The sequence below is a fragment of the Aeromonas sp. EU05-FHT14A05 genome (assembly GCF_058791175.1).
Window position 1 is genome coordinate 1 of sequence record NZ_JBYTDH010000010.1, and the last position, 19,908, is coordinate 19,908.

Genomic DNA, 19,908 nt, shown 5'->3' on the forward strand with positions numbered 1-19,908 from the left:
CGGAATTGGTAGACGCGCTAGCTTCAGGTGTTAGTGCCCCCCGGGTGTGAGGGTTCGAGTCCCTCTCTTCGCACCATGATTCTGACATGTAAACACAGAGCAATGCGCTCCAACCGCATTTAAAAACCAGCTGGAGAAAATCAGTGTGCGAAGGTGGCGGAATTGGTAGACGCGCTAGCTTCAGGTGTTAGTGTCCCACAGATGTGAGGGTTCGAGTCCCTCTCTTCGCACCATTCATCATGCAAAAAGGCCCATCACGAAAGTGACGGGCCTTTTGTTTTTGCCCCTGCCATGGCTATGCTGTTGAGGATGCCACGCCACCACAGGGGTTTTCCCATGATCCTGGATACCGACATTCACAACTTCTATGAGCATCTGGTGCTCAAAGAGATAGAAAAACAAGGGCTTAACCAGACACTGACCCCTTACCAGCTGGCCGATCTCTGCTGCCTGACCCTGAACCAGCTCCCCTCTCACTACATACGCCACAACGTCGACATGATCTACTTCACCACGGATGTCGAACGCACCGAGATGGAGCAGAAGGTCATGACCTCACTGCGCCTGGCCTACGACAAGATCCAGGCCATCCCTTCCCGCTGAACGGCTCCTATAGCCAGCTTTGCTGCCAGAGCAGGGTGACGACCCCCGTCATGCCCGCGACCGGCAGCAGGATCAGCGCCGGCCTCAGCCTGGGTTCCAGCATGACCCAGGCGGCCAGCAAGAAGCCCAGACTCCACAGGCCGTATGCCTTGTCCTGACCCCAGCCCAACACCGCCAGCAAGGCTGCCAGCAAGAGACACCGCACTATCCATATCATGATGATGCTACCCACAGAATCAAACGATAACGATTATCGTTTGTGATTATGGAGAGTGCAATCGGACTTCTCTATGGGTTTTGGCTATTTGCCCTGCCTCGGCCTGATATTCAAAAAAAGCGCCGATGAGATCAACTAATGAGTAGATTTATCAAACATTAATGCATTTTTGCTAAATAAGTTGGGATTTTGCGCCCCGGGTTTGTGGTAGATTGCGGCCTCTTTTTGGGCCGGCCCCTCGGGATACGTGTATCCACAGGACGAGAGGGACCGACCTTGGCGAGCAAGAGTTTAGGAAGTATCTATGCAAAACCAACAAAACCACATCCGATTGCCTGGCATGGCGCAGGTCTTTGCCTGCCTGGCCATTTTCCTGGCCCTGGCCTTTTCGTTCACCAGCGTGCTCGATCTGCCGATCCAGCTGGCACTGTTCATCGCCTGGTTCGTCATCATGGGGCTCGGCATCCGGCTAGGCCATGATTACAAGTCCCTGGAGCAGGCGGCCGTCGACGGCGTCGCCAAGGGGATGGGGGCCATATTGATACTGGTCTCCGTCGGTGCCCTGGTGGGCACCTGGATCGCCGGCGGCATAGTCCCCAGCATCATCTACTTCGGCCTCAAGGTGATACACCCCTCCATCTTCCTGCTGGCGACCCTGATCATCTGCTCCCTCACCTCGCTGGCTACCGGCACCTCCTGGGGCTCTGCCGCCACGGCGGGGATCGCCATGATGGGCATAGGCCACAGCCTGGGAGTGCCTGCCCCCCTGGTGGCCGGTGCCGTGCTCTCCGGCGTCTACTTCGGTGACAAGCTCTCCCCCCTCTCCGACTCAGTGGTGCTGGCGTCGACCATGTCCAACGTCGACGTGGTGGAGCACATCAAGGGGATGCTGCCCATCAGCCTCTTCTCCTACGTCATCACGGCGGCCCTGTTCACCGTGGTCGGCATGCAATACTCCGGCAACGTCAGCCTGGAGCAAGTCAATCTGGTGATGGAGGCCCTCGACAAGCAGTTCAACATCACGCCGCTGGCCATAGTGCCGGTGATCCTGGTGCTGGGCCTGCTGGCGAACCGCAAACCCGCCTTCCCGGTGATCAGCTTCGGCGCCCTGCTCGGCCTTGTCTGGGCCATCGCCTTCCAGGACATGGACCCGGTCAAGGCGATGCACTCCGCCTACAGCCCGTTCGCCATCACCTCAGGCGTCGACTTCATCGACAACATCCTGGGTCGCGGCGGCATGGAGTCCATGCTGGGCTCGGTGGCCGTCATCATCTTCGGCCTGGGGTTTGGCGGCCTGCTGGAAAAGGTTGGCATACTGGCGGTGATCGCCAGCGCCTTCGAGAAGCGCATCAACAGCGTCGGCAGCCTGACCAGCCACACCATAGGCACCGCCTTCCTGGCCAACGTGTTCGGCTCCGCCATGTATGTGTCCCTGATCCTGACCCCCAAGATCATGGCCAAGAACTACGATCGGCTGGGACTGGCGCGCAAGAACCTCTCCCGCAACGCCGAGTTCGGCGGCACCCTCACCTGCGGCATGGTGCCCTGGAGCGACAACGGCATCTTCATGGCCGGGGTACTTGGGGTGGCCACCCTCGACTACCTGCCTTACATGTGGCTCAGCTTCACCTGCATCATAGTGACCATCACCCTCGCCTATCTGGGCAAGGCGGTGAACCGGGTGCCGGTGATAGAGGCGGCCAGCTCCCGCTAACAGCAGGAAAAATAATGATAAAGGCGCCATCACGGCGCCTTTTGCTTGGGGGAAGTTCGGGGTTAAGCTGGCAGCCAACCTCGTCGCCCGTGGCAGGATGCCCAGATGAATTTTACCTTTCGCCAGATCCGTTACTTCGTGGCCGTGGCCGACAGCTTCTCCGTGAGCCGCGCCGCCGCCGAACTGCACATCTCCCAGTCGGCAGTCACCAGCGCCATCCGCGAGCTGGAGACCGAGCTCGGTGCCGCCCTGTTCGAGCGCAACCCGCGTGGCGTCACCCTGACGGCCCAGGGCCACCAGTTCCTGCTCCATGCCAGGCGCATTCTCGGCGCCATGACCGAAGCCGGCCAGTCCCTCAAGGCGGTGGCCCAGCAGGATCAGGGGCAGCTCACCATAGGGGTGACGACGTTGGTGGCCGGCTACTACCTGTCGGAGGCGATAGGCCGCTTTCGCCGCGCCTTTCCGGCGGTGCGCATCGAGGTGAAGGAGGACGAGCAGCCGTTTCTGGAGCATCAGATCGTCAACGGCGAGGTGGATGTGGGGATACTGATGACCAACCGCACCATACGCCAGGAGGCGTTCGATACCGAGCTGCTGACCCGCTCCCCCCTGCGGCTCTGGCTCGCCGCCAACCACCCCCTCTGCGCGGAATCGACCCTCTCCCTCAAGGCATTGGGTGACGAGCCCATGATCTCCCTCACTGCCGATCAGCTGGATCAGATCATCGGGGCCGGCCTGCGCCGCTACGGCATCTCCCCCCGCACTGTGCTGCGCACCGCCTCGGTGGAGGCGGTGCGCAGCCTGGTGGCGAGCCAGCTCGGGGTCGCCCTGCTGCCGGATTTTGCCTATCGCCCTTGGTCGCTGGAGCAGGAGCGGGTGGAGGCCCGCCCCATCAAGGAACCCATCCCTGCCATCGACATCGGCCTGGTGTGGCGTCGCGGCTCGCGGCTAGACTGGACCGCCCGCGAGTTCATCGACATAGCGCGGGATCAGAGCCGACTGCGGGCCCGCCAGCCGGCCTCCCGCTAGCCAGCGCCCTCAGGGTGATCGTTGCGCCGCCATCAAAATAAGATTCATCTGCACTCGATATAGATTTGGCAGATACCTCTGGCGTTAAAAATTGAAATTCTCATTACCACTGCCTTCTCCTACGCTCATGACTGGTTAACAGGATGTTAAGCGCCATTGCGGCATCGCATGGCTCCAGATCATGCAAGGAGAGCAAGATGAAACTGACCCCCCTCACCCTGGCCCTGATCCCCGCCCTGCTGGCAGGCCAGACCCAGGCCGCCCCGACCGAGCTCGGCAAGGGTGAAGGCCAGCTCAATATCGTGGCCTGGGCCGGCTACGTGGAGCGTGGTGAAACCGACAAGAACTACGACTGGGTGACCGGCTTCGAGAAGGAGACCGGCTGCAAGGTCAGCGTCAAGACGGCCGCCACCTCGGACGAGATGGTGGCCCTGATGAACGAGGGGGGCTTCGATCTGGTGACTGCCTCCGGCGACGCCAGCCTGCGCCTCATCGCGGGGGGCAAGGTGCAACCGCTCAATCTGGCGCTTGTCCCGAGCTACAGCAAGATAGACCCCCGCCTGCAGAATGCCCCCTGGCACACTGTGGAGGGCAAGCACTACGGCGTCCCCTACCAGTGGGGCGGCAACATCCTGATGTACAACACCAAGGTATTCCCCAAGGCGCCCGACTCCTGGGGCGTGGTGTTCGAGGAGCAGACCCTGCCGGACGGCAAGTCCAACAAGGGGCGGGTGCAGGCGTTCGACGGCCCCATCCACATCGCCGATGCCGCCCTCTATCTGATGACCCACCAGCCGGCGCTCGGCATCAAGGATCCTTACGAGCTGAACGAGGAGCAGTACAAGGCCTCTCTCGATCTGCTGCGCAAGCAGCGCCAACTGGTGGGGCGCTACTGGCACGATGCCTTCGTCCAGATAGATGACTTCAAGAACGAGGGGGTGGTGGCCTCCGGCTCCTGGCCGTTCCAGGCCAATGCCCTGATCGCCGACAAGCAGCCCATCGCCACCACTGTGCCCAGGGAGGGCGTCACCGGCTGGGCCGACACCAGCATGGTGCACAGCGAGGCGAAGAACCTCACCTGTGCCTATAAGTGGCTGGAGCACTCCCTCAACAACAAGCTGCAGGGGGATCTCGCCTCCTGGTTCGGCTCCGTGCCCGTGGTGCCTGCCGCCTGCGAGGGCAATGCCCTGCTGGGCAAAGAAGGCTGCAAGACCAACGGCATAGACAACTTCGACAAGGTGCACTTCTGGCGCACCCCCGTCTCCCAGTGCAAGAGCCAGGGGACTTGCGTGCCCTACTATCGCTGGGTTTCCGACTATATCGCCATCCTGGGTGGCCGCTGAGGCGGGTAGTTCAGCACGGCAGCCAGCGGAGGACCCGCGTGTCCTCTGCACTACCGCTGGGTTTCCGATTATATCGCCATCCTGGGTGGCCGCTGAGGCGGGTGGTTCAGCACGGCAGCCAGCGGAGGACCCGCGTGTCCTCTGCACTACCGCTGGGTCTCGGACCATATCGCCATCCTGGGTGGCCGCTGAGGCTGCTGAATCAAGGCCGATATTGGGCCGGACAGGAGTCCGGCCCGCACCTCTAGTGACAAGGACGTGCCATGACAGCCGTACAATTTGACCGGGTCAGCCGCCACTATGGCGAGGTGAAGGCGGTCGACGACATCTCCTTCCAGATCCCGTCCGGAGAATTTTTCACCCTGCTGGGGCCGAGCGGTTCCGGCAAAACCACCTGCCTGCGGATGATCGCCGGCTTCGAGTACCCGAGCGAGGGGGAGATCCGCCTGTTCGGCGAGCCCTGCTCCCGGGTGCCGCCCTATGATCGCAACCTCAATACCGTGTTTCAGGACTACGCCCTGTTTCCCAACATGGATGTGCGGGACAACATCGGCTACGGCCTGATGATCAGGGGAGTGCCCAGGGCGGAGCGTCACCGCAAGGTGGACGAGATGCTGGATCTGGTGCGCCTGCCCGGTGTCGGCAACCGCAAGCCAGGGCAGCTCTCCGGCGGCCAGCGCCAGCGCATCGCCATCGCCCGGGCCCTCATCAACCAACCGCGCATCCTGCTGCTGGACGAACCCCTGGGTGCGCTGGACCTCAAGCTGCGCGAGCAGATGCAGCTCGAACTCAAGGCGCTGCAGCGCCAGCTCGGTATCACCTTCATCTTCGTCACCCACGATCAGCAGGAGGCGCTCTCCATGAGCGACCGCATCTGCATCTTCAGTCAGGGCAAGATCGAGCAGATAGCCGCGCCGGATACCATCTACGATGCCCCGGCGACGCCGTTTGTGGCCCGCTTCGTCGGCACAGTCAACCTGTTCGAGGGTGAGCAGGCCAAACGCCTGTGCGGCGATGCACGGCAGATGATGGTGCGCCCGGAGCGGATCCGGCTCACCGAGGCCAGCATGCCGGGCTGGTCCGGCGAGATCCGCGAGGTGGAGTACCTCGGCCCCTTCGTGCGCTACCGGGTCGACCTCGGTGAGCAGCTCGAGCTTATCGTCAACCATCCCAACGAGGGGCAGGCCCGCCTGGCCCGTGGTACCCGGGTCAGCCTCAGCTGGCCTGAGCAGGCCATCCACCGCCTGAGCGCCTCAGGATCGGGGGCTCAGCCATGAGCCTCCCCCACAGTGCGAGTCTAGCCATGAGCCACGCCATCGAACCTGCACGCTTGCGGCCGCTGCGGCGCCTCTCCACCCTGCTCTACGGCCGTCCCGGCCTGCTGCTGGGGATACTGCTGGGACCGCCCCTGCTGTGGCTCGGCATCATCTATGTGGGCTCCCTGCTGATGCTGCTCTCCAACGCCTTCTTCGGGCTGGACGAGTTCAGCGGTCAGGTGCGCCACGAGCTGGGGCTGCAAAATTTCATCGCCCTGCTGCGGCCGGAAAACCTGGACGTCATCGGCCGTACCGTCGGCATGTCGCTGCTGGTGACCCTGGCCTGCGCCCTGCTCGGCTTCCCCATCGCCTACTACATGGCGCGCTACACCAGCGGCAAGACCCGGGCGCTGTTCTATGTGGGCATCATGCTGCCGCTCTGGTCCAGCTATCTGGTGCGAGTCTATGCCTGGAAGCTGATCCTGGCCAAGGAGGGGGTGGTGAGCTGGCTGGCGGACAGCCTGGGGCTGGAGTGGCTGCTGGACGGCATCCTCTCCCTGCCGGTGATCGGCGGCCCTTCGCTGTCGTTTTCGCGGCTCGGCACCTTCATCGTCTTCGTCTACGTCTGGCTGCCCTTCATGATCCTGCCCATCCAGGCGGCGGTGGAGCGGATCCCGCGATCCCTCTTGGAGGCGAGCAGCGATCTGGGGGCGACCCCGGCCCAGACCTTCCGCACCCTGATCCTGCCGCTGGCGCTGCCCGGCGTGGTGGCGGGCTCCATCTTCACCTTCTCCCTGACGCTCGGGGACTACATCATCCCCGGCATCATAGGCAACTCGACCATGTACATAGGTCAGGTGGTCTACATGCAGCAGGGCACGGCGGGCAACCTGCCCTTCGCCGCCGCCTTCTCCCTGGTGCCCATCCTTATCATCGCCGTCTATCTGGCGATCGCAAAACGCCTGGGGGCCTTCGATGCGCTCTAATCAATCCATGCGTCAAAGTCAGCAACCTTCCGGCCTGCTCAAATACGCCGCCATCGGCGGGCTGCTGTTTCTGCACTTCCCGATCCTGTTCATCTTCCTCTACGCCTTCACCAGCGAGAGCAAGAGCTACCAGTTCCCGCCCCCCGGGCTCACCCTCAAGTGGTTCGAGGTGACCCTGAACCGCCCCGACGTGTGGCGCGCCATCCAGCTGTCGCTGGAGGTGGCGGGGCTGGCGACCCTGGCAGCCATGGTGCTCGGCACCCTGGCGGCAGGGGCCATCGCCCGCAGCCGTTTCTTCGGCCAGGAGGTGGTGTCGCTCTTGCTGGTGCTGCCCATCGCCCTGCCCGGCATAGTCACCGGCATAGCGCTGCGCTCCGCCTACGGCCTGATGGAGATCCCGTTCAGCTTCTGGACCATCGTCATAGGCCACGCCACCTTCTGCGTGGTGGTGGTCTACAACAATGCCCTGGCGCGCTTTCGCCGCACCCACCAGTCCCTCATAGAGGCATCGATGGATCTCGGGGCCGACGGCTTCCAGACCCTGCGCTACGTGATCCTGCCCAACCTCGCCACGGCGCTGCTGGCGGGGGGCATGCTGGCCTTTGCCCTCAGCTTTGACGAGGTGATCGTCACCACCTTCACCGCGGGCCAGCAGACCACTCTGCCCATCTGGATGTATCAGGAGCTGATCCGCCCCCGTGACAGACCCGTCACCAACGTGGTGGCCCTCATCATAGTGGCCGTGACCACCATTCCCATTCTGCTTGCCTACTACCTCACCCGCGACGGCCAGGACGTCGCCGGCAGTGGCAAATAACGACTCAACGCCTGCGCAAGGATGCAACCATGAAATTCTCTACCCAACTCTTGATCGACGGCCAGTTCGTGACCGGTGACGGCCAGGCCGAACCTATTCTCAACCCGGCCACCGGGGAGCTGCTCGCCTCTGTCCCCGAAGCGTCGTTCGAGCAGGTGAACAGGGCGGTGAACGGCGCCCAGCGCGCCTTCGCCCAGTGGAGCCGCACCACCCCGGCAAGCCGCAGTACCCTGCTGCTGCGCCTGGCCGATGCCATAGAACGCCACGCCGAGGAGTTTGCGGCGCTCGAATCCCTCAACTGCGGCAAGCCCTATCTGGCGGTGCTCAATGACGAGCTGCCCGCCGTGGTGGACTGCTTCCGCTTCTTCGCCGGGGCAGCCCGCTGTCTGCAGGGGCCGCTGGCGGGGGAGTACATCGAGGGGCACACCAGCATGATCCGCCGCGACCCCATCGGGGTGGTGGGCAGCATCGCCCCCTGGAACTACCCCCTGATGATGGCGGCCTGGAAGATGGCTCCGGTGCTCGCTGCCGGCAATACTGTGGTGCTCAAACCCTCCGAGCAGACCCCGCTCACCGCCCTGCGCCTGGCCGAGCTCGCCAGCGAACTCTTCCCGCGCGGCGTCATCAACATCGTCTGCGGCCGGGGCGAGAGCGTGGGGGCGCCGTTGGTGGAGCATCCGCTGGTGCGCATGGTGTCGCTCACCGGTGACATCGCCACCGGCCAGAAAATACTGCAGAGCGCCGCCCGCACCATGAAGCGCACCCACCTTGAGCTGGGGGGCAAGGCGCCGGTGATCATCTTCGACGATGCGGATCTGGAGGCCGTGGTGGCGAGCATTCGCACCTTCGGCTTCTACAACGCCGGACAGGACTGCACCGCCGCCTGCCGCATCTATGCCCAGGGCAAGATCTACGACAAGTTCGTCGCCGCCATGACGGAGGCGGTGGCCTCCATCAAGGTGGGGAGCCAGCGCGAGGAGGGGGTGGAGATGGGACCGCTCATCTCGGACCGCCAGCGCAACCGGGTCGCCAGCTTCGTGGAGCGTGCCCAGAGCAGCGGCCACGTGGAGGTGACCACAGGCGGCAAGATCCGCGCCGGCAACGGCTTCTTCTTCGAGCCGACCCTGATAGCCCATGCCCGCCAGGAGGATGAGATCGTGCGCCGGGAGGTGTTCGGCCCCGTGGTGTCGGTGACCCGCTTTGGCGACGCCGAACAGGTGGTGCAGTGGGCCAACGACTCGGACTACGGCCTCGCCAGCTCGGTCTGGACCCGGGATCTGAGCCTCGCCAGCAAGGTGGCCAGCCACCTGCAATATGGCTGCACCTGGATCAACACCCACTTCATGCTCACCTCGGAGATGCCCCACGGCGGCATGAAGATGTCCGGCTACGGCAAGGATCTCTCCCTCTACGCGCTGGAGGATTACACTGTGCCGCGCCACATCATGGTCAAGCTCTGAACATGATTCAGGCTGGCCCCGGGGCCAGCCTGAATGCGCAAATAACAACCATAACCCCCTGCCAGATACCTCCCCCTATGACAGCCGCCACAGCCAGTGGTGGTCCAGAACAAGCAGACCAAACAGCAACATCAGGTGATAGATGGAGAAGCGGAAGGTGCGCATCGCCTGACCGGGGCGCTCCGAATACTTCAGCAACCAGCCATGCCAGCAGAACCCGAGGTTCAGCGCCAGGCTGCCGATAAGATAGAGCAGCCCGGACATGCCGATCAGGTAGGGCAGCAGGCAGACCAGGGTCAGGATCAGCAGATAGAGCAGGATGGCCGTCTTGGTGAACGCTATGCCGTGTGTGACGGGCAGCATGGGAATGTTCGCGCCGGCATAGTCATCCCGTCTGTGGATGGCCAGGGACCAGAAGTGGGGCGGCGTCCAGGTGAAGACGATCATCACCAGCAACCAGGGCTCGGCCGAGAGCTGTCCCGTGATGCTGGTCCAGCCCAGCAGCGGCGGCATGGCGCCCGCCAGCCCACCGATGACGATGTTCTGTGGCGTGGCCCGTTTCAGCAGCAGGGTATAGACGACCGCATAGCCAAACAGGCTGGCCAAAGTCAGCCAGGCGGTCAGGGGATTCACGCCCCGATAGAGCAGGACAAAGCCCGTCAACGCCAGCCAGAGCGCAAACGCCATCGCAGACTTAGGCCCGATCCGCCCCATGGCGACCGGTCGCCAGCGCGTTCTGCGCATCTGGGCATCGATGCCGTGATCCAGAGAGTGATTCATGGCCGCGGCCCCGGCAGCCAGCAGCCCTATCCCCGCCAGCCCCAGCACCATCTCGTCCAGGGAGCCTTGGGTCGGCTCGGCCAGCAGCATGCCGACCCAGGCGGTCAGCAGCAGCAAGGCCACCACCTTGGGCTTGGTCAGCTGGTAGTAGTCCCGCAGCAGCCGGGTGTCGATGAAGCGGGCCAATGACTTGCTGTTCATGTCTGACTCCTGATCGCCTCAGGCGACAGCGAAGGGGAAAGCCGGGGGCGGGAGATCCGCCCACGGGCCAGCACACAACACACCAGCAGGTGCGCCGCCACCAGGTTGTGCGCGAGGGCGTTGGCCAACGGCAGAGCCAGGTGGACATTCGCCAGTCCCAAGGCAATTTGCACGAGCAGCAGTGCCAGCAAGAGCCCCCCCAGGAAGCGCAACGGGGCCCCCTGACGGATCAGGGCGAGGGCAAAGCCCCCCACCAGCAGGGCGGTGGCAAGGGCTCCCAGACGATGGGCGATATGGATGGTCTGGCGCGCCTCCTTGCTCAGCACCCCGAACTCATAGCTGGCGTGGCCGAGCGGCAGATGAAAGGCCTCCTCCCAGTTCAACTGCGCCTGCCAGCTCCCCTGGCAGAGAGGCAGCTCGACGCAGGCCATGGCCGCATAGTTCGCCGACGTCCAGCCCCCCAGCGCTATCTGAAGCAGCAGCACGCCGCAGGCCGCATTGCCCAGCCAGGGCAAGCCCTGACCGCGGCAGACGGGCGCGTTCGCGGGGGAGCGCACAAGCTCGGCCCGATAGAGCCAGAGCAGGGTCAGGATGGCGAACCCACCCAGCAGATGGGTGGTCACCACCAGAGGGTGCAGCGCCAGCGTTACCGTCCACATGCCCAGCGCCGCCTGCCCAACCACCAGCACCAGCAAGGCCCCCGAGAGGTGACGCAGACGACCGCCAGCGCGCCAGCTCAGCACGAACAGCAACGCAATCACGCCACCCAGCACACCGGCGAAGTAGCGATGAACCATCTCGCTGCGCGCCTTGTGAGGCTCCAGCGGCGTATCCGGGTAGAGCTGGGCCGCCCGCTCCATATGCACGGGTTGGGGGACGGCCATGGAGCCGTAACAACCGGGCCAATCGGGGCAGGCCAGCCCGGCATCCGTCAGCCGGGTATAGGCACCGAGCACGATGACCAGCACCGCCAGCGCGATGGCGATCGATGCCAGCCTCTTCTGTATATTCATACGCCCCCCCGCTGACGCTTGTACCCGGATGATTGCAACAGGACACACGACACAGGCCTCAGGTGCGCGTTCATTGCACACCTCGCTGATACTTGAGCAGTTGCTGCAGATCCGACAGTACGGCCTTGCCAAGCAGCGGCCACGCCGTCGTGCTGGCCGGCACCTCGTAGCGCAGGATGGCCAGCCCTTGTGAGTCCACCAGCATCATATCGCCCGCCCGCACGGCTCCGTTCGCCCCGCGCGGCGGCGCATCGGTCAGTTGCACCAGATCCAGCTTGTCCAGATTGCGGCCAAGGGCGCTTTGGATCCGCGACATCAACTCGGGCACCTGCTGGCATTGCGCCTCACAACGCCGGGCGGCCAGATAGACCAGTCGCCATTGGTTCTGATGGGGCGGGAGCGGCTGCAACAGATAGACCTCCTGATCCAACCAGGCCCCCTTGTTGCGAGTACCGGGTTCATACCAGCCCTGCCTCAGAGTCAGCGCAGCCAGTACCACAGGCAGCAATATCACCAGCCCAAAGAGGACGGGTACCTTCCATCTTGACCATGAGTTCATGGGGACAACCTCCTTGTCAGCACCAGGCCCCCCACCAGCATCACCAGCGCCAACCCAAGCCATTGCACTGCATACGCCCTGTGCTTCTCGGGCGGCATGACATTCGGCTGGTAGTGGTGGAGGAAGGGAGTCTGCTTTTGATAAAACACGGCGTCAGCGAGGGGCGAGCCGAGGATCTCGCTCAGGGCATCCACCCTGATGGACTGCAGCCGGTTAGGATAGGGGCCGGACTCTATGTTCTGACCCAGCAAGACGCCACCGGGGGCCGTGCGCAGCAGACCGTCGAGCTCCAGAGTTGCCGGGATGACGGGCCTTGGCAACTGCTGCCGGCTGGCGGGTGCAGGCACCCAGCCCAGATTGACCAGCAACAGGGGACGGGCATCACCGGCGCGTACCGGTATGATGACGTCATAACCGATCTCGCCCGCCACCGCCTGGTTGTCCAGCAACCAGACATGAGGGGACACCCATTCGACCTCCCCTCCCAGTGACAGGCCGTCCAGTGACTCAAGGTTGCGCCAGTCGAGCCGGGCAAGCGTCATTGGCGCCACCTGCTGCGCCACCGCCATCCGCCCCAGCCAGGCCTCTTTCTCCATCCCCCGCTGCCACTGCCAGAGCGACAGCTTGCACAAACCCGCCGTCACAACCAGAGTGAACATCAGTACGATCCAGCGCCTGTGATGCCATGGTCGCCGCTTATCCCATGTAGCCATGTCACGCATATAACGGAGGGCTCCAACATGTTGATCAAGATAGTGCTGGTACTGATGCTGCTGCTCATCATTGGGCAGCTTTTTCATGCCCTCTGGTTGATGATGACCATGGGTCATCCCCAGAAGATGTCGGCCCCGCTGGGGCGTCGGGTGTTCTTTTCCCTGCTGGTGGTCGTCATCCTGCTGCTCTCCCTGATGATGGGCTGGCTGGAGCCCAACCCGCGCCCTTACTGATCCCGACCTCAGAGCAGGTAGACGAACACGAAGAGGCAGAGCCAGACCACGTCGACGAAGTGCCAGTACCAGGCCGCGGCCTGGAAGGCGAAGTGGCGCTCGGCGGTGAAGTGATCCTTCAGCACTATCCGCAGCCATATGATCAGCAGGAATACAGTCCCCAGGGTGACATGCAAGCCATGGAATCCGGTCAGGATGAAGAAGGTATTGCCGTAGATGCCGGAGTCCAGTCGCAGCCCCAGATCCCGGTACGCATGGAGGTATTCATAGCCTTGCAGCCACAGGAACGCCAACCCAAGCAACACGGTCACAAGCAGCATCCCCTTGAGACGACTGCGCTTTCCATTCTCCAGCCCGGTATGAGCAAACAGCAGGGTGACGGAGGATCCGAGCAGGATCAGGGTATTGATGAGGGGGATACCGTGCCAGGGCATGGCCTGGGTCGTGGTCCCTCCCGGGGTCTTGACCATAGGCCAGTGTGCCGAGAAATCCGGCCACAGCAACTGGGCCGTCATCGCCTTGTTGCCCGCGCCGTCCAGCCAGGGCATGGCAAGCTGGCGGGCATAGAACAGCACACCGAAGAAGGCCAGGAAGAACATCACCTCGGAGAAGATGAACCAAACCATGCCTTGCCGGAAGGAGCGATCCATCTGGGCGCTGTAGAGCCCGGTCATGGACTCCTGGATGATGTGACGAAACCAGCCAAACAGCATGAAGACCAGCAAGGCAACGCCAGCCATCATCAAATACCGGCCGACCCCGGCCTGCTTGCTCGCCACCTCATTGACCAGATGCCCCGCCCCGAAAGCCAGGAAGAACAGGGCAACGGCCCCTATGATGGGCCAGCGGCTCTGGTCAGGGACATAATACGTCTGGTTAACTTTGGCCATGATTATTTCCTCTGCGCCAGCGTCGGGGCTGGGGTGGACTGAGTGATCTCATAGAGTGAATAGGAGAGCGTGATGGTGTTTATGTTGTCGGGCAAATCGGGGTCGACATAAAACTTGAGCGGCATCAGCTTGCTCTCCCCCGCCTGCAACTCCTGACGGTTGAAGCAAAAGCACTCCACTTTCTTCAAATAGGCGGCGGCGGGACCGGGCGAGACTGACGGCACTGCCTGACCAATCATGGTGCGATCGGTGGGATTGAACACCCGATAATTGACCAGCTTCATTTCGCCCGGGCGCACCGACAACCGCGCCGTTTCGCCGCTGAACTGCCACGGCATCCGGGTGTCCGCATGGGCAAGGAACTCGATCTGGATGGTCCGTTTGCTGTCGATCACCGCCCGCTCGGTCGTGGCCGGCTGTACGGCGGTCTTGCCGTTGAGACCGGTGATCCTGCAGAAGACGTCATACAGCGGTACCAGCGCAAAGGCGAACCCGAACATGACAAGCACCACCAGGGCCAGCTTTCTGAGCAGGGGACCGTGATTGACCTGAGCCATATGACCTCCTTACCGCACCTCTGGCGGGGTCTTGAAGCTGTGGTAGGGAGGGGGGGATGAGAGCGTCCACTCCAGCCCCTCTGCCCCTTCCCACACCTGATTGCTCGCCTGCTGCCCTCCCCTGATGCACTTGATCACCCCCCAGACGAACAGCAACTGCGACAACCCGAAGGCGAAGCCGCCGAGACTGATCAGCATGTTGAAGTCGGCAAACTGCAGCGCGTAATCCGGAATACGACGGGGCATGCCCGCCAGACCGACGAAATGCATGGGGAAGAAGAGCACATTGACCGAAATGAGCGAGCACCAGAAATGCCACTGCCCGAGTCGCTCGTCATACATGTGCCCCGTCCATTTGGGCAGCCAGTAATAGGCGGCGGCCAGGATCGAGAAGACGGCACCGGTGACCAGCACATAATGGAAATGGGCCACGACAAAATAGGTATCGTGATATTGGAAATCGGCCGGGATCATCGCCAGCATCAACCCCGAGAAGCCACCTATGGTGAACAGGGTGATGAAGGCGATGGCGAACAGCATGGGGGTCTCGAACGTCAGGGAGCCCCGCCACATGGTGGCAACCCAGTTGAATACCTTCACCCCGGTCGGCACCGCGATCAGCATGGTGGCGTACATGAAGAACAGCTCGGCGACCACCGGCAACCCAGTGGTAAACATGTGGTGAGCCCAGACCATGAAGGAGAGCAAGGCGATGCTGCTGGTGGCATAGACCATGGATCGATAGCCAAACAGTTTCTTGCGGGAGAAGGTGGGAATGATGCTGGAGACGATGCCAAAGGCCGGCAGTATCATGATGTACACCTCAGGGTGGCCGAAGAACCAGAAGATGTGCTGGAACAGCACAGGATCCCCGCCCCCGGCCGCATCGAAGAAGCTGGTCCCGAAATACTTGTCCGTCAGCACCATGGTCACCGCCGCCGCCAGGACCGGCATGACGGCGATGAGCAGGAAGGCCGTGATAAGCCAGGTCCAGACAAACAGCGGCATCTTCATCCAGCCCATGCCCGGTGCCCGCAGGTTGAAGATGGTGACGATGACGTTGATGGCCCCCATAATGGAGGAGATACCCATGATGTGGATGGCGAAGACGAACAGCGCCGTGCTGTTGCCGCTGTATTTGGTGGACAGGGGGGCATAGAAGGTCCAGCCCGAGCTGGGGCCGCCGCCCTCCATGAACAGGCTCGACAGCAGGATCAGAAACGCAAACGGCAGGATCCAGAAGCTCCAGTTGTTCATCCGGGGCAGCGCCATGTCCGGGGCCCCGATCATGATGGGGATCAGCCAGTTGGCGAGACCGGTAAAGGCGGGCATCACGGCGCCAAAGACCATGATGAGGCCATGTACCGTGGTCATCTGGTTGAAGAACAGGGGCTCGACCAGTTGCAGACCGGGCTGGAACAGCTCGGCCCGAATGACCATGGCCATGGCGCCACCGGTGAAGAACATGGTCAGGGCGAACAGCAGATAGAGAGTGCCGATATCTTTGTGATTCGTGGTGTATAACCAGCGTTTCAGGCCCGATGCAGGTTGGTGGGCGTGCTCGCTGTGCAGGGTATCCGTGATTCCATCACTCATGCTGGCGCCTCACTTGTCCTTGTTTGGTTCGACTGGGTTCAGAAGGGACTGCACCTCTGCAGCCTGAATGACATCACCGGTCTTGTTGTCCCAGGCATTGCGCTCGTATGTCACGACGGCGGCGAGCTCCTGCGCCGTCAGCTGCTTGCCGAAGGGCTGCATCGCAGTCCCGCTCTTGCCATGCAGGACTATGTCCAGGTGCTGGGCCCTGTGTTCTGGCAGCGTCGCCACCTTGCTGCCCTTGAGGGCCGGGAAGATGCCGGGCAAGCCCGTACCCGCGGGCTGATGGCAGGCGGCGCAATGCCCCAGGAACACCTTCTCACCCAGCTCCATGGCCTGCGGCAGTGTCATGGTCTGGCTGGCCAGGTCTTGCTGCTGGGCCTTGGCTGCCGCCTGATCTGCCGCTGTCCTGGCGATCCAGCCATCGAACTCCCCGGCTGGCTTGGCCACCACCACTATGGGCATGAAGCCGTGGTCTTTGCCGCACAGCTCGGCACACTGCCCCCGGTAGGTGCCAGCCTTGTCGATGCGGGTCCAGGATTCGTTGATGTAACCGGGATTGGCATCTTTCTTCACCGCGAAGGCGGGCACCCACCAGGAATGAATTACATCGTCCGAGGTCATCAGGAATCGGATCTTCTTGCCGACGGGCAACACCAGAGGCTGATCCACTTCCAGCAAATAGGTGCCGCTCTTGGGTTCGTCGCCCGAGATCTGCTTCTTGCTGGTCGCCAGCAAGGAGTAAAACTCCACCGGATGCTCGAGATATTTGTAATGCCATTTCCATTGCGAGCCCGTGATGAGCACGGTGAGATCGGCTTTGGAGGTATCCTCCATCTTCAGCAGAGTCGAGGTCGCCGGTGCCGCCATCGCGATCAGGATCAGCACCGGGATGGCCGTCCATAACAGCTCGATGCGGGTGCTCTCGTGGAATTGGGCGGCCTTGGCGCCGCGAGACTTTCTGTGGTGGACGATGGACCAGAGCATGGCCCCGAAGACGATAAGGCCAATGGCACAGCAGATATAGAAGATCGTCATATGCAGGTCATGCACCTGCTGGCTGATGGCGGTCGCCCCGCGTGTCATGTTGAATGTGATGTCGTTGGCGGAAACACTGCTGCTGGCGAGCCACACCATCCATGCGCCATGGTTGATTGCATTTTTTCCCACATTGCACTCCCTGTGCACGTTAGAAAAGATGGCAAGCATTGACAGCTTAAAAGCTAACCATCTGAAAATAATGCATTTATTAAACGTTCAGTCACACTCAAGTATTAGTCCATATTCTGAAAAAACCAAAGTGGTGCCGACCGACGAGGGACTCATCAGAGCAGTTGGCATCCTATCCGGAGTAAACGAAGGGGCTGGTGGCAACCATTGCCCCATGACATAGCCCTGAACGGCGCAATCACAGGACATATCCGGTAGCGAGCGGCCAGGGCCGCGCGACAAAAGAGAAGGGGCCACACAGGCCCCTTGTTCTTATATGGCGAGCGCAGGTGTCATCTCGCACCGCCGCGGCCATGTCGTCCGTCGTCAGGTCATAGGCGCCTGTTTGTCCAACAGCCGGGCCAGCAGGCTGCGCAGCCGCTTGATCACTGCTGGCTTGCCGGCAACCCCCAACGTCTTTGCCAGCTCGGCCCAGGGCACATACTGCCAGATGGGGGCGATCAGCAGCCGACGCTCGTCGGGAAACAGTTCATCCAGCACAGTCAACCGACTGGCCAGCCAGCGTTGCAGGCTGGCTTGGCACAGCTCGAACGGCTTGTGATGGTGGGCAAAGCAGTCGAGCTCCTGATACTCGAACTCATCCAGTGCGGGCGCCTCTGCGGCCACGTCACCTCTCAGACATAGCCAGACCAGTTCGGGCTCCAGCCCCTTGAGCTCTCCTGCCAGCAGGGTGGGCAACTGGCTCACGAAGCGCCGTCGCCATTGAGCCAGTTCCGGATCGAGCTCCACTTTCAGCGGTTTGAGCAACAAGGCCGCATGGCTGCCGCTGGCTGCATCCCGCTGCAGGCCGATGCGCAATACCGTCAAGCCCCCCTTAAGCCAGAATGGCAGCAGATCGGGACTCGCAGAAAAGGCTGACCCCAGATAGTCGTATCCCTGCGCGCGGTAGTGTGTTTCCAGCTGCGCCCGCAGCAAAGAACCCAGTCCCAGGCGATGCAGGGCAGGATGAATGGCGATGCGCATCACCCTGGCATAGGTGCGCTCCCCAGCCGTGATGAAGCCGGCGTGTGCCAGCAGCGACTGGGGCAGCAGATGACCACGGGGGCGTCTTCGCCCAGCCCAGATGTCATGAGCCAGCACAGGCGCTATGTTCCCTTCCCGGGCCACCAGGGCAACACCGAGCAGCTCCCTCTCCTGCTCCAGCAGGTGGATGTCGAGGTCCGGGCTCTCCAGCAAATACCGCAGATCGCTGGGGCTGGTCTGATAATGGGCCAGGACGAGCAGGCCGAACACCCGATTGAGCAGCGCCTCATCCCCGGCCAGCGCCTCCTGCGCCAGCCGTCGCCAGCTCGGTGTCTTCGGAGGTTGGGGGGCCACTGTGTCGGCATTGAGGCCGAGCAGCCGGAAGATCAGCGGCTCCAGCGAATCATGCCGGCTCCAGCGGATGGGTTCCGCCAGATGCAGCTCCTGCCAATCCGGGGTCTGCCTATCGAGCACCCGCTTGAAACGCAGATGAAAGCCACGCCCCGTCCCCTCATAGCCGTGCTCGGTGGTGGCGAACACTATGCGGCTGTGATGAGCCAGGATGGCCTCCAGCAGCGGGGTCGGAATGGCGGCGGCCTCATCCACCAGCAGCAGATCCGCTTGCACATCCCCTTGAGCGACTCGGTCTGGCGACACATAGGTCAGGCCCGCCAACCGCTCAGGCGTGTCTGCCAGCGCCGCCGAGGCATGGGCAAAGAGCGTGGCGACGGTCGCCTGGGCGGGTGCCGTCACCACTATCTGCAGGCCGGGATCCTGACGCAGCAGATCGGCGCTGGCCAGACCCAGCAGCGCACTCTTGCCGCGGCCACGATCCGCGCTCAGCACCAGCGGACGACGGCGATGACCATGCAACACCTTGTGAATGGCCGGCAGCGCACGGGCTTGATCGGTACTGAGTGGCCGGCTTGCGTCAAGAGGACGCCAGGGCTCGATGCCGGCGGGAGGACTCAAGGAGAGGGCAGGATCCCCTGTCAGCAGCCGCACCAGGCGGGCGATAAAACCATGGCCCGCCAGCTTGGCATCCTCAGGCTGGGCGACCAGTCGCAACCTGTCCGGATCCGGGTAGGCTGGCCACGCCTCTCTGGGAGGCGTCAGCAACAGCAGCAGACCCCCGGCGCGCAGCGTGCCCGCCAGGGCGCCGAAGGCATCGGGATGAAAGCCGCTGAAGGCGTTGAACACCAGGGTATCGCACTCCTGACCGAGCCGTTGTAGCGCCTTGGCGGCAGGCAGTGGCTTATGGCGTTCGGGGCCATCCCCCAGCCAGAAGACAGCCTCCCCCAGCAAGGGTTCGGCGCGGGTGATGCAATCGGCTTCGAGCCCTTCCAGCCAGATCAGGCGACGCTCACCGGCGTGAGCGAGAGCCTGGCGCAACAGATCCACCTCGGCAGGGATCATGAGGATGAACTGTCGTCCGGCTTCACCCGCGGCTCAAACATGCGCTCCCCCATCTGATCGATGAAGGTATGGGCTTTTTGCACCATGAAGCGCTCGGCGTCGGCTGGGTTGGCGAACAGATCGGAGCGGATGAAGCGATGAGTCTGTAATTGCCCGTCGATCTCTCTGGTGATGCGACCGGCCAGCCTGTACTGCCCCCCTTCCGCCATGGGTTCGGGATAGATGAGATAGCCGGCGTATTCGGTGGGCGTGACATCGACTATCTGGGCAGCTTGCCCCTTGAACAGGGCACTGAATAGTTTCTTGAGCATCTTGGTCTCCTCTCTGATGG

Annotated in this window: 20 protein-coding genes and 1 tRNA gene; 10 read left to right on the forward strand and 11 right to left on the reverse strand. The window is 62.6% G+C overall.

What is annotated here, in order from left to right; translation table 11 throughout:
• Positions 1 to 147 precede the first annotated feature (147 nt).
• Together AC3WR3_RS14390 and AC3WR3_RS14395 are read left to right on the forward strand one after the other, a co-directional pair.
• A tRNA-Leu gene (locus tag AC3WR3_RS14390) sits at positions 148 to 233 on the forward strand.
• A 103-nt stretch (positions 234 to 336) separates the two neighbouring features.
• Positions 337 to 603, forward strand: a complete 267-nt coding sequence (locus AC3WR3_RS14395; protein WP_492292173.1) for a late competence development ComFB family protein — start codon at positions 337 to 339, stop codon at positions 601 to 603.
• Between the two features lie 7 nt (positions 604 to 610).
• Here AC3WR3_RS14395 and AC3WR3_RS14400 read toward each other — a convergent pair whose 3' ends face one another.
• Complete coding sequence (locus AC3WR3_RS14400) at positions 611 to 820, reverse strand: hypothetical protein (protein ID WP_041206801.1); 210 nt, start codon at positions 818 to 820, stop codon at positions 611 to 613.
• A gap of 304 nt (positions 821 to 1,124) precedes the next feature.
• Between AC3WR3_RS14400 and nhaC the strand changes: the two genes are divergently transcribed.
• The 7 genes from nhaC (at position 1,125) to AC3WR3_RS14435 (ending at position 9,425) form a co-directional block, all read left to right on the forward strand.
• Positions 1,125 to 2,534 (forward strand): Na+/H+ antiporter NhaC, encoded by a 1,410-nt coding sequence (nhaC, locus tag AC3WR3_RS14405; RefSeq protein WP_139433917.1) that lies wholly within the window; start codon positions 1,125 to 1,127, stop codon positions 2,532 to 2,534.
• Between the two features lie 105 nt (positions 2,535 to 2,639).
• Positions 2,640 to 3,563 (forward strand): LysR family transcriptional regulator, encoded by a 924-nt coding sequence (locus tag AC3WR3_RS14410; RefSeq protein ID WP_025328378.1) that lies wholly within the window; start codon positions 2,640 to 2,642, stop codon positions 3,561 to 3,563.
• A 197-nt stretch (positions 3,564 to 3,760) separates the two neighbouring features.
• The gene (locus tag AC3WR3_RS14415) at positions 3,761 to 4,906 is read left to right on the forward strand and encodes an ABC transporter substrate-binding protein (protein WP_342059644.1); all 1,146 of its coding nucleotides are present in this window, start codon (positions 3,761 to 3,763) and stop codon (positions 4,904 to 4,906) included.
• Positions 4,907 to 5,169: 263 nt separating this feature from the next.
• Complete coding sequence (locus AC3WR3_RS14420; RefSeq protein WP_342059645.1) at positions 5,170 to 6,183, forward strand: ABC transporter ATP-binding protein; 1,014 nt, start codon at positions 5,170 to 5,172, stop codon at positions 6,181 to 6,183.
• Positions 6,180 to 7,148 carry an ABC transporter permease gene (locus AC3WR3_RS14425; RefSeq protein ID WP_139433913.1) on the forward strand — a complete coding sequence of 323 codons (969 nt, stop codon included), beginning with the start codon at positions 6,180 to 6,182 and terminating at the stop codon, positions 7,146 to 7,148. The genes AC3WR3_RS14420 and AC3WR3_RS14425 overlap by 4 nt, the downstream gene beginning before the upstream one ends.
• Positions 7,138 to 7,965 carry an ABC transporter permease gene (locus tag AC3WR3_RS14430; protein ID WP_162519092.1) on the forward strand — a complete coding sequence of 276 codons (828 nt, stop codon included), beginning with the start codon at positions 7,138 to 7,140 and terminating at the stop codon, positions 7,963 to 7,965. Before AC3WR3_RS14425 ends, AC3WR3_RS14430 begins: the two co-directional genes overlap by 11 nt.
• 29 nt (positions 7,966 to 7,994) lie before the next feature.
• A complete protein-coding gene (locus AC3WR3_RS14435; protein ID WP_492292174.1) occupies positions 7,995 to 9,425 on the forward strand; it encodes a gamma-aminobutyraldehyde dehydrogenase in 1,431 nt (476 codons plus the stop codon).
• Between the two features lie 75 nt (positions 9,426 to 9,500).
• Here AC3WR3_RS14435 and cyoE read toward each other — a convergent pair whose 3' ends face one another.
• The 4 genes from cyoE to AC3WR3_RS14455 all read right to left on the reverse strand — a co-directional run bounded on the left by cyoE (position 9,501) and on the right by AC3WR3_RS14455 (position 12,637).
• The gene (cyoE, locus tag AC3WR3_RS14440; RefSeq protein WP_492292175.1) at positions 9,501 to 10,406 is read right to left on the reverse strand and encodes a heme o synthase; all 906 of its coding nucleotides are present in this window, start codon (positions 10,404 to 10,406) and stop codon (positions 9,501 to 9,503) included.
• The gene (locus tag AC3WR3_RS14445) at positions 10,403 to 11,419 is read right to left on the reverse strand and encodes a COX15/CtaA family protein (RefSeq protein WP_492292176.1); all 1,017 of its coding nucleotides are present in this window, start codon (positions 11,417 to 11,419) and stop codon (positions 10,403 to 10,405) included. The genes cyoE and AC3WR3_RS14445 overlap by 4 nt, the downstream gene beginning before the upstream one ends.
• Positions 11,420 to 11,489: 70 nt before the next feature.
• Positions 11,490 to 11,978, reverse strand: a complete 489-nt coding sequence (locus AC3WR3_RS14450) for a redox-active disulfide-containing membrane protein (RefSeq protein ID WP_171273174.1) — start codon at positions 11,976 to 11,978, stop codon at positions 11,490 to 11,492.
• Entirely contained in the window at positions 11,975 to 12,637 is a 663-nt protein-coding gene (locus AC3WR3_RS14455; RefSeq protein ID WP_404837217.1) for an SURF1 family protein, read from the reverse strand. Before AC3WR3_RS14455 ends, AC3WR3_RS14450 begins: the two co-directional genes overlap by 4 nt.
• 81 nt (positions 12,638 to 12,718) lie before the next feature.
• Here AC3WR3_RS14455 and AC3WR3_RS14460 point away from each other — a divergent pair, with 81 nt between their 5' ends.
• Positions 12,719 to 12,925 carry a DUF2909 family protein gene (locus AC3WR3_RS14460; protein WP_492292177.1) on the forward strand — a complete coding sequence of 69 codons (207 nt, stop codon included), beginning with the start codon at positions 12,719 to 12,721 and terminating at the stop codon, positions 12,923 to 12,925.
• An 8-nt stretch (positions 12,926 to 12,933) separates the two neighbouring features.
• Here the strand turns inward: AC3WR3_RS14460 and AC3WR3_RS14465 are convergent, their stop codons facing one another.
• The 6 genes from AC3WR3_RS14465 to AC3WR3_RS14490 all read right to left on the reverse strand — a co-directional run bounded on the left by AC3WR3_RS14465 (position 12,934) and on the right by AC3WR3_RS14490 (position 19,888).
• Entirely contained in the window at positions 12,934 to 13,815 is an 882-nt protein-coding gene (locus AC3WR3_RS14465) for a cytochrome c oxidase subunit 3 (RefSeq protein ID WP_247625451.1), read from the reverse strand.
• Positions 13,816 to 13,817: 2 nt separating this feature from the next.
• Positions 13,818 to 14,372: a cytochrome c oxidase assembly protein gene (locus AC3WR3_RS14470; protein ID WP_005330440.1), complete on the reverse strand. Its 555-nt coding sequence runs from the start codon at positions 14,370 to 14,372 to the stop codon at positions 13,818 to 13,820.
• A 9-nt stretch (positions 14,373 to 14,381) separates the two neighbouring features.
• Positions 14,382 to 15,968, reverse strand: coding sequence for a cytochrome c oxidase subunit I (ctaD, locus tag AC3WR3_RS14475; RefSeq protein WP_139433907.1), 1,587 nt, complete (start codon positions 15,966 to 15,968; stop codon positions 14,382 to 14,384).
• A gap of 9 nt (positions 15,969 to 15,977) precedes the next feature.
• The gene (gene coxB / locus AC3WR3_RS14480) at positions 15,978 to 17,138 is read right to left on the reverse strand and encodes a cytochrome c oxidase subunit II (RefSeq protein WP_492292178.1); all 1,161 of its coding nucleotides are present in this window, start codon (positions 17,136 to 17,138) and stop codon (positions 15,978 to 15,980) included.
• A 366-nt stretch (positions 17,139 to 17,504) separates the two neighbouring features.
• A complete protein-coding gene (locus tag AC3WR3_RS14485) occupies positions 17,505 to 19,577 on the reverse strand; it encodes a tRNA(Met) cytidine acetyltransferase TmcA (RefSeq protein ID WP_492292179.1) in 2,073 nt (690 codons plus the stop codon).
• Positions 19,574 to 19,888, reverse strand: a complete 315-nt coding sequence (locus tag AC3WR3_RS14490) for an HlyU family transcriptional regulator (RefSeq protein ID WP_319913962.1) — start codon at positions 19,886 to 19,888, stop codon at positions 19,574 to 19,576. The genes AC3WR3_RS14485 and AC3WR3_RS14490 overlap by 4 nt, the downstream gene beginning before the upstream one ends.
• Between the last annotated feature and the right edge of the window lie 20 nt (positions 19,889 to 19,908).

Excerpts from the sequence above, each read along its gene's own strand:
- AC3WR3_RS14400 (WP_041206801.1), bottom strand. The coding sequence starts at position 820 with ATGATATGGATAGTGCGGTGTCTCTTGCTGGCAGCCTTGCTGGCGGTG.
- AC3WR3_RS14410 (WP_025328378.1), top strand. The coding sequence starts at position 2,640 with ATGAATTTTACCTTTCGCCAGATCCGTTACTTCGTGGCCGTGGCCGAC.
- AC3WR3_RS14420 (WP_342059645.1), top strand. The coding sequence starts at position 5,170 with ATGACAGCCGTACAATTTGACCGGGTCAGCCGCCACTATGGCGAGGTG.
- AC3WR3_RS14425 (WP_139433913.1), top strand. The coding sequence starts at position 6,180 with ATGAGCCTCCCCCACAGTGCGAGTCTAGCCATGAGCCACGCCATCGAA.
- AC3WR3_RS14435 (WP_492292174.1), top strand. The coding sequence starts at position 7,995 with ATGAAATTCTCTACCCAACTCTTGATCGACGGCCAGTTCGTGACCGGT.
- AC3WR3_RS14470 (WP_005330440.1), bottom strand. The coding sequence starts at position 14,372 with ATGGCTCAGGTCAATCACGGTCCCCTGCTCAGAAAGCTGGCCCTGGTG.
- AC3WR3_RS14465 (WP_247625451.1), bottom strand. The coding sequence starts at position 13,815 with ATGGCCAAAGTTAACCAGACGTATTATGTCCCTGACCAGAGCCGCTGG.
- AC3WR3_RS14450 (WP_171273174.1), bottom strand. The coding sequence starts at position 11,978 with ATGAACTCATGGTCAAGATGGAAGGTACCCGTCCTCTTTGGGCTGGTG.
- AC3WR3_RS14485 (WP_492292179.1), bottom strand. The coding sequence starts at position 19,577 with ATGATCCCTGCCGAGGTGGATCTGTTGCGCCAGGCTCTCGCTCACGCC.
- AC3WR3_RS14460 (WP_492292177.1), top strand. The coding sequence starts at position 12,719 with ATGTTGATCAAGATAGTGCTGGTACTGATGCTGCTGCTCATCATTGGG.
- cyoE (WP_492292175.1), bottom strand. The coding sequence starts at position 10,406 with ATGAACAGCAAGTCATTGGCCCGCTTCATCGACACCCGGCTGCTGCGG.
- AC3WR3_RS14415 (WP_342059644.1), top strand. The coding sequence starts at position 3,761 with ATGAAACTGACCCCCCTCACCCTGGCCCTGATCCCCGCCCTGCTGGCA.
- AC3WR3_RS14430 (WP_162519092.1), top strand. The coding sequence starts at position 7,138 with ATGCGCTCTAATCAATCCATGCGTCAAAGTCAGCAACCTTCCGGCCTG.
- AC3WR3_RS14455 (WP_404837217.1), bottom strand. The coding sequence starts at position 12,637 with ATGTTCACTCTGGTTGTGACGGCGGGTTTGTGCAAGCTGTCGCTCTGG.
- nhaC (WP_139433917.1), top strand. The coding sequence starts at position 1,125 with ATGCAAAACCAACAAAACCACATCCGATTGCCTGGCATGGCGCAGGTC.
- AC3WR3_RS14395 (WP_492292173.1), top strand. The coding sequence starts at position 337 with ATGATCCTGGATACCGACATTCACAACTTCTATGAGCATCTGGTGCTC.
- AC3WR3_RS14490 (WP_319913962.1), bottom strand. The coding sequence starts at position 19,888 with ATGCTCAAGAAACTATTCAGTGCCCTGTTCAAGGGGCAAGCTGCCCAG.
- AC3WR3_RS14445 (WP_492292176.1), bottom strand. The coding sequence starts at position 11,419 with ATGAATATACAGAAGAGGCTGGCATCGATCGCCATCGCGCTGGCGGTG.
- ctaD (WP_139433907.1), bottom strand. The coding sequence starts at position 15,968 with ATGAGTGATGGAATCACGGATACCCTGCACAGCGAGCACGCCCACCAA.